At 47.3% G+C, this 1,215-nt stretch carries 1 rRNA gene; it reads left to right on the plus strand.

Features of this window, described 5'->3' with window-relative positions:
* Positions 1 to 19: 19 nt before the first annotated feature.
* Positions 20 to 1,215: ribosomal RNA gene (locus tag PV783_RS34455) — 23S ribosomal RNA — on the plus strand; the annotation flags it as partial.

The raw sequence follows: 1,215 nt of genomic DNA on the forward strand, positions 1-1,215 counted from the left end.
ATATCTAAATACTAAATTTTTTAAAGCGAATAAGAGCGCATGGTGGATGCCTAGGATCTAAGAGGCGACGAAGGACGTGGTAAGCTGCGATAAGCTACGGGGAGATGCAAACGATCGTTACATCCGTAGATTTCCGAATGGGACAACCCAGTACACTGAAGGTGTATTACCCGCAAGGGGGCCAACGCAGGGAACTGAAACATCTAAGTACCTGCAGGAAAAGAAAATAAATAATGATTCCCTAAGTAGTGGCGAGCGAACGGGGAAGAGCCCAAACCGGATCGAAGCAATTCTGTCCGGGGTTGTAGGACTACTTTTAGAAAGTCAGATCAAGTTGAATCATCTGGAAAGATGAGCCGCAGCAGGTGATAGCCCTGTAGACAGAAATTCTGATGGACGTGTAGTATCCTGAGTAGTGCGGGACCGGAGGAATCCTGTATGAAACTGCCAGCACCATCTGGTAAGGCTAAATACTCCTTAGATACCGATAGTGAACCAGTACCGTAAGGGAAAGGTGAAAAGTACTCCGAACAGGAGAGTGAAATAGTTCCTGAAACCGTGCGCTTACAAGCGGTCGGAGCTCGCAAGAGTGACGGCGTGCCTTTTGCATAATGAGCCTACGAGTTACTCCTCACTGGCAAGGTTAAGGTCTTCAGTACCGGAGCCGTAGCGAAAGCAAGTTCTAACAGAGCGAATCAGTCAGTGGGGGTAGACGCGAAACTTTGTGATCTATCCATGGGCAGGGTGAAGGTTAGGTAAAACTAACTGGAGGCCCGAACTCATTAGCGTTGAAAAGCTATGGGATGACCTGTGGATAGGGGTGAAAGGCCAATCAAACTGAGAGATAGCTCGTTCTCCCCGAAATGTTTTTAGGAACAGCCTTGGATATAGACGTATTATAGAGGTAGAGCTACTAATTGGGCTAGGGGGCTTCACCGCCTACCAAACCCTAATAAACTCCGAATGCTATAATATAATCTCCAGGAGTGAGGCTGTGGGCGCTAAGGTCCATGGCCGAGAGGGAAATAACCCAGACTAACAGCTAAGGTCCCTAATGATATGTTAAGTTGATCAAACGCGGTTCAAATCCTAAAACAGCCAGGATGTTGGCTTGGAAGCAGCCATTCATTTAAAGAGTGCGTAACAGCTCACTGGTCGAGGGTTTGGGCACGGAAAATAATCGGGCATCAAACATATAACCGAAGCTTTAGGCCT

The sequence above is a fragment of the Chitinophaga sp. CC14 genome (assembly GCF_048957795.1).
In the GTDB taxonomy this organism is placed as follows: domain Bacteria; phylum Bacteroidota; class Bacteroidia; order Chitinophagales; family Chitinophagaceae; genus Chitinophaga; species Chitinophaga ginsengisegetis.